This window comes from Acidobacteriota bacterium (assembly GCA_003225175.1).
In the GTDB taxonomy this organism is placed as follows: domain Bacteria; phylum Acidobacteriota; class Terriglobia; order Terriglobales; family Acidobacteriaceae; genus Gp1-AA112.
On record QIBA01000035.1, the window covers coordinates 17,607 to 29,584 of the forward strand.

The following is an 11,978-nucleotide window of genomic DNA, read 5'->3' on the forward strand; positions in this document are numbered from 1 at the left end:
CTGGTATTATCCAAGCAAAATCAATAAGTTAGCCGTATGCCAAGCTCCAATATAGGCTCTCGGGAACGGGAAATCCTGACCGCCATCGTCGAGACTTATATCTCAACCGGGGAACCGGTTGGCTCGCGGACTCTTGCTCGCGCGAACAAGGACGGATTAAGTCCGGCGACGATCCGGAACGTTATGGCCGACTTGGCGGAAGCGGGACTGCTTGAGCAGCCGCACACCTCGGCAGGACGAGTGCCCTCTCCGCAGGGATATCGGTATTACGTGGAGCAGCTCACCGGCCGCGCGCAAATCTCCCACGCTGACCAGGAACTGATCACGAATTCTTTTCTCGGGATCGGCGATCCGCAGGAATTTTTGGAGCGCACCTCGCATGTTCTGTCGCTGATCTCACGGGGAGTTGGGGTCGCGATATCGTCTCCAGGTCACGATCGTCATGAGCTGGAGCACGTCTACTTCTCGCGCCTCAGCACAGGCAAAGTTCTTGCCGTAGTTGTGACGAAATCAGGAGTTGTTCGCGACCGCGTACTGCGTATGGATCGGGACGTCTCGCAGACTGAACTCGAGAGCGCCGCGAACTACATCAATGTTAACTTTCAGGGATGGACGATTGAGTCGATTCGCACAGAGCTGGCGCGGCGCATCGAGCGGGAACGCAGCGAGTACGACCGACTGATGAGCTCGCTGGAGCAGCTCTATCGCGGTGGAGCGCTGCATCAGGAGGAAGGCCCCAAAACGGTCTGGGTCGAAGGTGTCTCCAATCTGGTAGTAAAGGATGCTGATCGCGAGCGCCTGCGCGAAATGCTGCGAGTTCTTGAAGAAAAACAGCGGATCGTGGAACTACTCTCCAGCTATGTTGATACCAGGCAGGAAGCGGTTCGCGTAGTGATTGGCCTGGAAGATCGCTTGCCCGAGATGCGCAACCTGGTGCTGATTGGAGCGCCGGCGCGTGTGGGGGGGCAGGTGGTTGGATCTTTGGCGGTAATCGGTCCGACCAGAATGGACTACGAGCACACGATTACGGCTGTGTCTTACATAGCGCAATTATTTGACAAAGTCTTAAACGAGAACGAGTAAGTTTGAAATATGGCAATCGACAAGGAACAGAATCAGACAGTACAGACGGACGACGGGCAACAGAACGGCGCGCACGAATCTTTGCCGCCTGCCGACGCGCAGGAGCTGGCACAGGAATCGCAAGGTGGAGTCTCGCGCCAGGAATACGAGCGTGTGAGCCAGGAACGAGATGCTCTGCTAGATCGTCTCGCGCGTCTTCAAGCCGAATTTGAGAACTATCGCAAGCGCAACGCACGTGAGCAGGCTGAGTTTCGCGAGTATGCAGTTGCGGATGCCGTCAAGAACTTCCTTCCCATTTTGGATAACTTCGATCTGGCGCTTCGCAGCCAGAAGAACGAAGGCGCTGAGGCGGCGCTGCGTTCGGGCATCGAATTGATCCGCAAGCAGATGGACGATGTTCTCTCGCGTCTCGGCGTGCAGGTGATTCCGGCCCAGGGCAGCACCTTCGATCCACGCGTACATGAGGCGATCGAGATGGTCGAGTCCGCAGACCACGCGGATCACGAAGTGATTGACGAGTTGCAACGCGGATACAAGCTGAAAGAGCGGCTGCTGCGTCCGGCGATGGTTCGAGTGGCCACAAATCCAACCGGCAAATAACGGAGAATCCACCTGCCTACAAAAGTGAAGCGGGACTATTACGAAGTTCTAGGTGTAAGCCGAACCTGCACCGAGCAGGAGCTGAAGAGCGCCTACCGCAAGCTCGCGATGCAACATCACCCTGATCGCAATCCCGGTGACAAAGATGCGGAAGAAAAATTCAAAGAGGCGAGCGAGGCATACAGCGTCCTCTCGGATGAGGAGAAGCGCGCACAGTACGACCGCTTTGGTCATGCGGGATTCGGAGGCGGCGGAGTTGGTTTCGATGCTTCGTCCTTCCAGGATCTCAGCGAGATCTTCGGCGACCTCTTCGGATTTGGCGACGCCTTCGGCGGTGGTCGCCGCCGCAGTCGCGCACAGCGTGGCGCAGATTTGCGCGCCGACATCACGATCGAGCTGAAGGATGCGATCTTCGGGAAGAGCACCGAGATTCCCGTTCGCAAGACCGAGACTTGCGATACGTGCCGTGGAACCGGAGCAGCCCACGGAAAGCAGCCGACTACATGCAGCGCTTGTGGAGGCCGCGGGCAACTTCGGTATCAGCAGGGATTCTTCAGTGTGGCTCGCACCTGCGGAACTTGCGGCGGCACTGGCCAGGTAATCACTGACCCATGCAAGACCTGTCGTGGCGAAGGTCGCGTAATTCGCGAACACAAAATGAAAATCGATATTCCGCCTGGAGTGGAGGACGGCACGCGGATTCGTTATCAGGGAGAAGGCGAGGCCGGTGTTTTCGGCGGCCCATCCGGGGACTTATATGTTGTGCTCGGCGTTAAAGAAGACTCGTTCTACGCACGAGATGGAAACCATCTGCACTGCATGGTGACAATCGCGTTTCCTCAGGCCGCACTTGGAACGGAAGTCGCTGTGCCGACCTTTGATGGCGAATACGCCCTCAAAATTCCCGCCGGAACACAGAGCGGCCAGACAATCCCAATTCGGAACAAGGGCGTTCCTATACTGCGCGGACGAGGACGAGGGGACCTAATCGTTCACGTTGAAGTTCAGATTCCCAAGAAGCTTTCTCCGCGTCAACGCGAGCTTCTGGAAGAGCTCGCGACACTTACACAGGTCGACGAAAAGCAGGACAAGCGCAGCTTCTTTGAACGCATGAAGGCACGCCTGCAGTAAACTGCGGCGATGACCCGCCGTCGCTGGATCGCCGATGAGGTCTCAGGCGACCAAGCCTTTCTTCTGGGAAAAAAAGCTGAGCATCTCTCCCGAGTTCTGCGTGCGCGTGTAGGACAGCAATTCGAAATCGCGACGCCCTCCGGCGTGCGCATGGGCGAAATCATCGAAATCGAGCCCCAACGTATCGTCTTTTCCACCCATGATGTTCCGCGCACCGAGGTCGGACGGGCCACAGCGCAGATTCATCTTTATCTTGCTATTTTCAAATTCGATCGTTTCGAGTGGGCGGTAGAGAAATGCACGGAGCTCGGGGTCAACAGTATCGTTCCCGTTATCGCGCGACGCACGGATGCACATCTCGCAACCGCGGCTCAAAAACGTGTCGATCGCTGGCGACGAATCGCGCATGAGGCGGCGCAGCAATCGCGGAGTGAATCTGTCCCCGAAGTCGCCAATCCTGAAAAGCTTGATGGAGTTATTTCAACCGCTCAGGGCAAACGCGTCGTGTTGGCCGAAACCGAGCATGAGCTTCGGTTGCGAGATGCTATAGGGATGGCTTCGGAGCTGTCCCTGGCGGTTGGCCCTGAAGGTGGTTGGACCGAATCAGAATTGGCCTCATTTACAAAGAGTCTATGGGTGCATGCATCTCTTGGTGCCACAATCTTGCGGGCGGAAACTGCTGCCATTGCTGCACTGGCGATTGCGCAGTCGTTCCGCGGTGGCTGAGCCGCGAACACAACCGAGGGCAGCTGTGCCACTGATTTATCCCAACTTCTTGTGCTCCAGATTTGCACTCGCATCCAGTGATTCCCGTTGTATTGTTCGCCTTTTTTTCGCATAATGCCCTCGGACGCTGAAAGGTTTTATGGGAATCTCGTATTCGCAGCTCAATCCGAAGCAGAAGCAGGCGGCCAGTCACGTCCATGGGCCCATGCTGGTGCTTGCCGGAGCTGGGACCGGTAAGACCAGCGTTCTGGTGCACCGGATCTCACGGCTAATCAATGCAAGGCACGCTCAGGCCAACGACATTCGTGCATTTACCTTCACTCATAAGGCTGCACGCGAGATTCGGTCGCGGGTTTCACGATCGTCTGCAGGAATCGCAGCCTCAGGACTACACGCATCCACCTTTCATGGGTACTGCTATCAACTGCTGCGCGAGGCTGGGGAAGACTTCCAGCTTCTCGATCAGTTCGAGCTATGGACATTCCTGCGCCAGCGAGTCGCAGAACTTCCACTGAATCGCTTTCTTCGGGCTGCCAATCCCGGCCGCTTCCTAAAGGACCTGCTCACTTTTTTCGATCGCTGCTCGGACGAGTTGGTCAACGCGAGCACTTATGCCGAATACGTTGCGCATGTGCGAGCCGGAGAAATCGCACTTCCGCGAGTTGCAAAGAAGAAACTGGCGGAAAGCATGAGTCGCGACGAAGTTCTCGAGCGATGTGAGGAAATCTCTGCGATCTTTATCGCCGTCGAGGCGCTGCTAGCGTCGAATCGTCTGTTGACTTTCGGCGCGCTGGTCCCCCGTGCGATTCAACTGCTGCGAAGCGATGCGCTCCTGCTTGCTCGCGAACGTCGCCACACCCGTTTCCTGCTGGTTGATGAATTTCAAGACTCGAATCATGCACAGATCGAGCTCACGCGCGTGCTGGCGGGATCTGAGCAGAATGTCTTCGCGGTTGGCGATCCCGATCAGGCGATCTATCACTTTCGAGGCGCCTCCAGCGCGGCGTTCACGGAATTCATCAGCGTCTTCGACCGGCTGGAGCAGCGAAACATTATTAATCTCGCCGCGAATCAGCGCTCGACGCAGAACATCCTGGACTGCGGCTTCTCCAGCATTCGCCACAATCCAGGATTTTCGCCGGCGGGCAGCCGCCTGAGTCTCGAGCGCGAGAAGCTGGTGTCGGCCCGCGACGAAGAAGATCGCAATACCGGGAGTGCTTTGCTCTTTGGAACCGAGCCTGTGCATTTGGTTCCATATCGGGAATATGCCCAAGAATGCTCAGATATTGCGGAGCGCATGCTCGAATTGCATGCTCAAGGCGCGCGCTGGCCAGACTGCGCCGTTCTCTTCCGCAGCCACGCCAATGCCGAGGGCCTCGTCGAGGAGCTTGGCGCGCGATCCATTCCCTTCGAGGTACAGGATACTGACGTATTCGAAAGCGATGTGTTGCGTGATCTGGTCGCCTGGCTGCACTGCGCAATCTCAGGCTCCGATGATGTTGCGTTCTTCCGTCTCGCGCTGCGCAATGATTCAGGCATTAATCTGAGCGGCTTGTACGCGAAATTGTCATCATGCGCGCGTGGCACCAAAGTCGTGCAGCTTCTCAACGACGTGTCTGGCGGTCCGGAGCTACTGCACTCGCTTCGGGAATTTGCGGAGCGTTGCAATGCTGTCGGAGGCGATTTGCTGGAGATCGTCGGGGCTGCAGCTGCCGTTCTGAATATCTCGCAATGCTCTGTTGAGTTCGTTCGCTTTCGGGATTTCGCCGCGAAATGGCGAGAGAAGCGCATCGCTCGAACCGGCCGATTGGCTGAGTTTCTGGAATATCTCGATTTGTACAAGACCGGCGGAGGCACACTTCCTCTGACTTCTCCTGAGCGCCCAGAGGAGGAATTCCAGCACTTAAGTTCCCAACATGTTGAGGAAGATCGCGATGCAGCAAAGCTGCTTACCGTTCATGCTGCCAAGGGGCTGGAGTTCAAGAATGTTTTCGTATTGCGAGTGGCCTCCGGATCACTCCCAACGAACTACAAAGAAACGCTGTTTGAATTTCCGCGCGAGCTGAGCCGCGGGAACTCGCTAGCGGCAAAAAGCGATGACGACATTCACCGTGAAGAAGAGCGGCGTTTGTTTTACGTCGCTGTTACGCGAGCCCGCGACACGCTTACGCTGTACGGCCGGTTGCGTGCCGGCAAGAATAAACAGGAGATTCCTTCGGGTTTTCTGCGCGAACTCAATGATGACTCAACGGTAAAGCATGCGCTCAGAATTCTTGAGCCGCGATATGCCGCTCGAGAAGAAATCCTGCGCGACTTACCCGCCTGGGCCGCTATCGCGCGCGACCCGATATCGCAAATTGTGGAATTGAGTGCTTCGGCGATTGAGACGTATGCAATATGTCCGCTGAAGTATGCCCTGCAAAAGCATTGGCGGCTTCCTGAAGAGCCATCCGCAGCGCTGCAGTATGGAGCGGCGATGCACTCTACGCTCAAGGATTTCTACGATGCCGCGCGACGAGGAATCGACCGTGCGGCTGAGGAAAGCGTTGACATCTTTCTGCGCGAGTTTGAGCAGGCGAAGATCGACGAAGCTCTCCAACGAACGCTATACGAGCGACAGGGGGCCGAGCAGCTTCGGCAGTTTATCGCTCTTCGCGCACTTGAGCCCAAACCTTGCGTCCTTAGCACAGAAAAGAAATTTCGCTTCGCGATCGAAGATGTGATGATCAACGGCCGCATCGATCGCATAGATCAGCTCGAAAGCGGTGGGGTTCAAGTCCTGGACTACAAGACCGGCGCTCCGAAGAACAATATGGACGCGGACAACAGCGTGCAGCTTGGTATCTATGCCATGGCTGCAAGGCTCGAAGAACACAGGGTCGAGAAGCTGGTCTTCTATAACCTGGAAGATAACAGCACTGCCGAAACAACTCGCGTAAACAATGAAGAGAGAATTCGAAACAAAGTTCTGGACGTAGCGAATGGAATTCGCGCAGGAGCTTTTCATCCATCGCCTGGGTTTCATTGCAAGAACTGCGGCTACAACAGTCTATGTCCCGCCACGGTAGAGCGAGTATTTGAACCTGCCGAAACCCCGGTTGCTGGCGTGAGCGCCTGAAATTTAGTCTGCAGCCGCTTGCGTCGGTTTTGACGCTGCCTGCGAGACGCGCTGACATTTAAGAATTAATGTCTGGTATCCATTCTCATCGCTGCGCAATAGGACTTCCTCATGGGCTTCGGTTGTCTCCGCAGCTTTCCCGCTTCCAGGAAATCGCACTCTAATCACTATTTCGGCATTCTGAGCTGGCACCTCGAGGACGATTTCACCGTGCGTCAATCTTGCCCGACAGGTTCGCGACGAGTGCGTCACGAACTTGCGCCGAAGATTGAGGAGCTCGCGGTACCATGCGAACATCTTTTCATCTATCTTCCAAGTCAGTTTCGAGCGCTTGAAAGTTTCAGGATCCTGCGGGTTCGGCGTTTCTTCCCAGGCGAAATCTTCAAATTCCTTTTTGCGTCCATCGATCACCGCTTGTTGCAGGTTCTTGTCTCCATAGTCGGTGAAGAATTGAAAGGGCGCGGGCTCGGCGTACTCTTCACCCATAAACAGCAGCGGTGTCTCTGGCGCGAGAAGTAGCAGTGCCGCTGCGGCTTTGGCAGCTCCGCGAGGAACGACATGGCCAAGGCGCTCTCCTGTGCAGCGATTCCCAACTTGGTCATGATTCTGGATGCAGAACACATGGCGTGGTAGAGGAATGCCTTCGGTGCTCGAACCCCGTGAAGCGCGCCAAAAACGATAGTGCTGTCCCTGAAAGACAAAGCCTTCGTTGAGGGCTTTTACGATCTTTTCTGGCTCTCCATAGTCCTGGTAATACCCGCGGTTTTCCTTGGTCAGGTATGTGTGGACAGAGTGGTGGAAATCGTCGCTCCAGACGGCGTCCAGTCCGAATCCGCCCTCGCTAGTAGGCAAAATCAGACTACGATCGTTCTGGTCCGATTCTGCAATCAGAGCAATCCGCCGATTGGCGCCTCGCGCGAACTCCTGCACATCACGTGCGAGTTCTTTGATGATGTGTGTCTTTGAGCTATCGTAGATCGCCTGAATTGCATCGAGACGCAGAGCGTCGACGTGATACTCGCGAATCCAGTGGAGTGCGTTCTCAATGACGTACTTGCGAACTTGCTGGCTGTCTTCGCCGTCATAGTTGATTGCGTCGCCCCAAACCGTGTGATAACGATCGGTAAAGTACGGGCCGAACTCGCGCAGGTAATTCCCTTCGGCTCCTAGATGGTTGTAGACGACATCGAGCACCACCGCGAGGCCGGCGCGGTGCGCCGCATTCACCAGCCGCTTGAGACCTTCCGGGCCACCATAGCTCGCCTGCACAGCGTACAGAGAAACTCCGTCGTACCCCCAGTTGCGCTCGCCAGGAAACGCCGACACCGGCATAATCTCAATCGCAGTCACGCCAAGCGAATGCAGGTGATCGAGCTTCTTGATCACACCATCGAAAGTTCCTTCCGGCGAGAACGTCCCAATGTGCAATTCGTAAATGATGTACTCGTGAAATGAGAGGCCGGTCCAACTCTCGTCGCTCCAGATGAAGGCCTCAGGATCGACGATCTCAGTATGGCCGTGTACGCCTTCAGGTAGAAAGCGCGAAACCGGGTCAGGCAGGCGTCTCTCGCCGATGAGGTAGCAGTAGCGGTCTCCTGCTTTCGACTTGGCAGTGCCGCAGAAAATGCCTGCCTCATCGCGCCTAAGCTCGACTTTGGAGCCGTTCACTTCAACCGAGAGCTGCTCAAGCTTCGGAGCCCAGATTCGGAATTCCACTTTGTCGCAAGCAACCGTGGCGCCAAACATCATCGTAGCGGGAACCTCAAAGAACAGACTCTTGGATGCAGTGAAAGCAGGTCAAGTCTTAGAAAAGAGTGGCACACTTTGGCACAAGCGAATGGCGTCCTGCAACAGGCGCCATTCTCATTAGAGTTTAGGCAGCCCTCGCTCCGTCCGCCCACGGATCGAGGACCACTTTGGTACAGTGATCCTGCTTGTCGCGGAACATTTTGTACGCTCCCGGAGCGTCGGACAACGGCAGGCGATGAGTGATCACAAAGCTAGGGTCAATCTCGCCGCGCTCGATTCTCTCAAGCAACGGCTTCATGTAGCGCATCATATGAGTCTGACCCATTTTGAATGTAAGCGCCTTGTTCATCGCGGCTCCGAATGGGATTTTGTCCAAAAATCCCCCATAGACGCCCGGAACCGAAACCGTTCCGCCTTTACGGCAAGCCAGAATGCATTGACGCAGCACATTTGGTCGGTCTGTCGAGAGCTTCATCGCCTGTTTCGCACGATCGACAAGAAAAGGCAGCGTATGTCCGTATGCCTCCATACCCACCGCGTCGATGCAGGAGTCAGGGCCGCGATTTCCCGTCATGTCTTTGAGTGTCTGGACTACGTCATCGACAAGTTCGTAGTTGATCGTTTCCGCGTCGCCTTCTTCAGCTAAGCGCAGCCGCTCGGGGAAGCGGTCGATCGCTATCACACGCTCAGTGCCCAGCATAAATGCGCTGCGGATGGCGAACTGTCCTACTGGTCCGCAGCCCCAGATCGCGACTGTATCACCGCGCTGGATATTGCAGTTTTCCGCACCCATGTACCCGGTAGGAAAGATATCTGATAGAAAGACGACCTTCTCATCTGGCAGTCCATCAGGAATTTTGATGGGACCAACGTCAGCGCATGGAACGCGCGCGTACTGTGCCTGACCGCCAGCATATCCACCCATCATGTGGGTATAACCAAATAAGCCGGAAGGCGAGTAGCCCATCAGCTTTTCAGCGATCCACGCATTCGGGTTCGTGTTGTCGCACAACGACCAAAGTTGCTGCTCACAAAAAAAACACTTCCCGCATGCAATCGTGAACGGAACGACTATTCGATCACCGATCTTCAACTTCTCTTGATCGATTGCGGGGCCGAGTTCGACTACTTCGCCCATGAACTCATGGCCGAGGATGTCCCCCTGCTCGAGTGTGGGCATGTACCCGTTGTAGAGATGCAGGTCGGAGCCGCAGATGCAGGTACTCGTGATGCGTACAATCGCATCGCGCGGATTGAGAATTTTCGGATCGGGAACGTCTTCGACGCTTAATTTTTCTATGCCCATCCAACACAATGCTTTCATGACGCACTCCTTTCGACTCTGAGTTGACGTAAGCCGGTTTCGAATTCGCTGGGTTTCCGTCGCTCCGGATATGCCTCTTGAATTGTCTTCACCAGCACAGAACGCGGACCGTGCGTTTGTCCATCGATTGTTGGAACTTCTCCGGCTTCGATCAGTGCTTTGAAGCGGCGAAGATCCTCACGCATCATGAACTCTGGATCTTTTCCGAGGATTCTTGCAATAGCTCGAACAGAAGCACCGGCAGGCGAGCCATACTGAATGGAAGCGGTGATGAGCGTTCCGCGATTGCCGGGAGCGCTGCGGAAGTGGGTTGAGCCACGTAGATCGAGATCGGAACCGGGCAGCGAATGCCACACGATCCATTCGTTTTTTCGTTCATCGACGATCTCTGCAGTCCAGCGGACGCTTTTTCCGAAGCGTCCCATAACGCTCCACTCCGAATGGCGATTATCAATAACTGTTACGGATTCTAGATTGCGCATGAAACGCGGCAGGTTTTCGAAGTTGCGCCAGAACTGATATGCCTTTTCTGGCGTGCAATTAAGGGCGAAACTGCTCTCGACGAGAACACCTTGCGCGTTCCAGTCGAGTGCCACGCCGCCGTAGGCTATGATCCCGCCGGCTGCAGCAACAGCGAGGCCTGTTTTGGATCTGCGCGACAAACCCAACAAAGCCATTGCGCCACCACCGAGAATCGCGCTCCATCGCGCGAACTCGAGTGATCGCGCCTGGCCGCGCACGCCTTCCGGACGAATGTCGGATATTAAACTCATGACTTAGCGCTCCTGAATTTTCGGTCAACGATTCATGGATGCGCCGAACAGTTCGCGAGAGCGCCAATGGTTGGAGTTGTCGGATGGTGTCGCTCGATGAGGTTCTCTAGATTCGGAACTATAGCGCGGAACAGCGTGGGAAACAGGCCTTTTGCGAATTCCCCCGCGAAATCTGGAATTCTGCCCACAATTCGCGAAGTTGCGTGAAAACCAGGAAATTAACGGCGAGGCCTATGGATTCTTGGCAATAACAAGACGCACAAAGTGAGTTGGGGGTTCATCGACATTCAAGAACCTGACAAGGAGTGAACAGAGAATTCCGGTGTCCAACCATCCACCTCCGATGTAACCGCTCCGCAGGAGTCTGGTCTTGGGTTAACACGGTGCTCTGCAGGCGTTGGAGAACCTTGTTGTACTGCCCTAAGGTACTACCCCCAACTAAGGCGAATTCTTTAATCCGCTTACTAGTCCTGCCGTATACATCCAGAGTAGATGCTCTCCTACTTTGACCTGACAGTCGGATCCCCCACCGACCGAAAGGTCCATGATGCACTTGAATCTGAAAGGGTTCAGCGCCATAGGAATACTATCCATTGGGATTTTTTCTTTTACCGGTTGCTCAGTTTCGAATGCCAAACCACCATCCACTAGTACTACGACGACACAGTTAATTGGTTCAGGATCGTCTACTTCCGTCAGCACCACCCCTGGTTCGGGCAGCAACGGAGGCGCACCGGTTCCACCGTCGGGAGCGACTGTCATCTCCAATATCCAGAACCAGACGGGATGGCAGACCTGTGGTGGCTGCGGCAACGACGGGGGTACCGGGCAAGGTCCCGTTTACAACCTAACCCAGGGAATTGCGAGTCCAGCACTGAGCGGCAGCTCAGCTGACTTCTGGATCGCGGGGGGCCCTGCATATTCAGGCGGATACTACTTCATCGAGCAACCTACAGTACCCAATCCATTGAGCTATCTACGCTATGAGTTCGACCTTTACATTCCAGGGCAATATGCCAGCGCACCGCAAGCTCTTGAATTCGAGTGTCAGCAGAACTCCGAGGGATACACCTACAACTACGCTTGGCAGGCTGACTACGACAGCAAGTCCTGGCGCGTGTTTAACTACACGACCAAACATTGGGAACCGACAAGCGTAGGTTTCCAACCGTTTGCCCCAGACACTTGGCATCACATCATCGCGATCTACCACGCGTCGGGAACCCAGGTCATGCACGATTCCATCACGGTGGACGGCGTCACCTACCCAGTCAACATCACACATGACGCGTTGTTTACCGGGAACGGGCTCGAACTCACGAACGCATTCCAGGTGGATCTGGATGCGAGTAGCTCGCCTTATCACATCTATCTCGATAACATGACTGTTTCATTGAAGGACTAAGATCAGCTCCCGCCCTCGCGAAGAGCGAGGGTGGGACAGTCTGCTCGATCGAGCAGCCACCCGGCCATC

Annotated in this window: 9 protein-coding genes; 6 read left to right on the forward strand and 3 right to left on the reverse strand. The window is 55.4% G+C overall.

The genetic code is table 11. The features are described from left to right. Positions 1–36 precede the first annotated feature (36 nt). From hrcA to DMG62_06240, 5 genes are all read left to right on the forward strand, one after another. Entirely contained in the window at positions 37–1,083 is a 1,047-nt protein-coding gene (gene hrcA / locus DMG62_06220) for a heat-inducible transcription repressor HrcA (GenBank protein ID PYY23799.1), read from the forward strand. 9 nt (positions 1,084–1,092) lie between these two features. Beyond that, the gene (gene grpE / locus DMG62_06225; protein ID PYY23800.1) at positions 1,093–1,683 is read left to right on the forward strand and encodes a nucleotide exchange factor GrpE; all 591 of its coding nucleotides are present in this window, start codon (positions 1,093–1,095) and stop codon (positions 1,681–1,683) included. A 12-nt stretch (positions 1,684–1,695) separates the two neighbouring features. Continuing rightward, positions 1,696–2,814 carry a molecular chaperone DnaJ gene (gene dnaJ / locus DMG62_06230; GenBank protein ID PYY23801.1) on the forward strand — a complete coding sequence of 373 codons (1,119 nt, stop codon included), beginning with the start codon at positions 1,696–1,698 and terminating at the stop codon, positions 2,812–2,814. 9 nt (positions 2,815–2,823) lie between these two features. Continuing rightward, positions 2,824–3,540 (forward strand): 16S rRNA methyltransferase, encoded by a 717-nt coding sequence (locus DMG62_06235; protein PYY23802.1) that lies wholly within the window; start codon positions 2,824–2,826, stop codon positions 3,538–3,540. Positions 3,541–3,679: 139 nt separating this feature from the next. Beyond that, complete coding sequence (locus DMG62_06240) at positions 3,680–6,658, forward strand: hypothetical protein (GenBank protein PYY23803.1); 2,979 nt, start codon at positions 3,680–3,682, stop codon at positions 6,656–6,658. A gap of 3 nt (positions 6,659–6,661) precedes the next feature. On the opposite strand, the gene treZ is transcribed toward DMG62_06240, so the two are convergent. From treZ to DMG62_06255, 3 genes are all read right to left on the reverse strand, one after another. Continuing rightward, positions 6,662–8,407, reverse strand: a complete 1,746-nt coding sequence (gene treZ, locus DMG62_06245; GenBank protein ID PYY23804.1) for a malto-oligosyltrehalose trehalohydrolase — start codon at positions 8,405–8,407, stop codon at positions 6,662–6,664. A 124-nt stretch (positions 8,408–8,531) separates the two neighbouring features. Further along, positions 8,532–9,731, reverse strand: coding sequence for a glutathione-dependent formaldehyde dehydrogenase (locus DMG62_06250; GenBank protein ID PYY23805.1), 1,200 nt, complete (start codon positions 9,729–9,731; stop codon positions 8,532–8,534). Continuing rightward, positions 9,728–10,504 carry a cyclase gene (locus DMG62_06255; GenBank protein ID PYY23806.1) on the reverse strand — a complete coding sequence of 259 codons (777 nt, stop codon included), beginning with the start codon at positions 10,502–10,504 and terminating at the stop codon, positions 9,728–9,730. The genes DMG62_06250 and DMG62_06255 overlap by 4 nt, the downstream gene beginning before the upstream one ends. A gap of 544 nt (positions 10,505–11,048) precedes the next feature. On the opposite strand from DMG62_06255, the gene DMG62_06260 reads away from it, so the two are divergent. Beyond that, positions 11,049–11,909: a hypothetical protein gene (locus tag DMG62_06260; GenBank protein PYY23807.1), complete on the forward strand. Its 861-nt coding sequence runs from the start codon at positions 11,049–11,051 to the stop codon at positions 11,907–11,909. The last annotated feature ends 69 nt before the right edge of the window (positions 11,910–11,978 follow it).